Annotated in this window: 1 protein-coding gene; it reads left to right on the top strand. The window is 41.0% G+C overall.

All coding sequences use genetic code 11. From position 1 onward, the window contains the following. Positions 1–733, top strand: a 733-nt coding sequence (locus tag B0682_RS09250; protein WP_078308445.1) for a transposase, incomplete at its 5' end; no start/stop codon positions are given. Positions 734–735 lie beyond the last annotated feature (2 nt).

Genomic DNA, 735 nt, shown 5'->3' with positions numbered 1-735 from the left:
TGAAGAAATAAGCCACGACCGCATTAATCGCTATCTTCGAGATGACAAACTTACCCCAAAACTCGTTTGGGAGAAAGTCAAACAAGACATCCTACCAGATAACGAAGGCATACTCATCTTTGACGACAGTATTTTAGACAAGAATCACAGCCATAAAATCGAACTGGTTAACCATCAATATAGTGGTAACGCCCATCGCATCATCAAGGGCATCTGTATCGTTAACTGTATTTACGTCAATCCAAAGACGCAGCAGTATTGGCTCATTGACTACCGCATCTATGACAAAAACACCGATAGCAAAAGCAAACTTGACCATTTAAAGGACATGCTAAAACACAGTATTGAACACAAACAACTTCAATTCAAATATGTTCTAATGAACACATGGTACGCTACCAAAGACATCATGCTCTACAATGACAACCGCACGGACTGGATTGTCACCAATGACACCACTCAAGATTCATCAGATGACACACGACTGGTGTGTGCCATCCGTTGGAAGATTGAGCAGTTTCACCGAGAAATCAAGCAATTAACTGGCATTGAAAACAATCAGTGTCGTAAGGCTCGTATTTGGCGTAATCACATTTGTTGTTCTATGCTTGTTTGGGTGCAGTTAGCCAAACAGGCTAAAAGATTAAAGCAAACGTTGTATCAAGTTAAATATGGCTTGCTGAGCAATTATTTGCGAGAGCAGTTGAAGTCGCCTTCGGTTGTGTTTGCGTAAGT

It is taken from the genome of Lwoffella lincolnii, from assembly GCF_002014765.1.
In the GTDB taxonomy this organism is placed as follows: Bacteria; Pseudomonadota; Gammaproteobacteria; order Pseudomonadales; family Moraxellaceae; genus Psychrobacter; species Psychrobacter lincolnii.
This window is presented reverse-complemented; position numbering and strand designations above follow the sequence as displayed.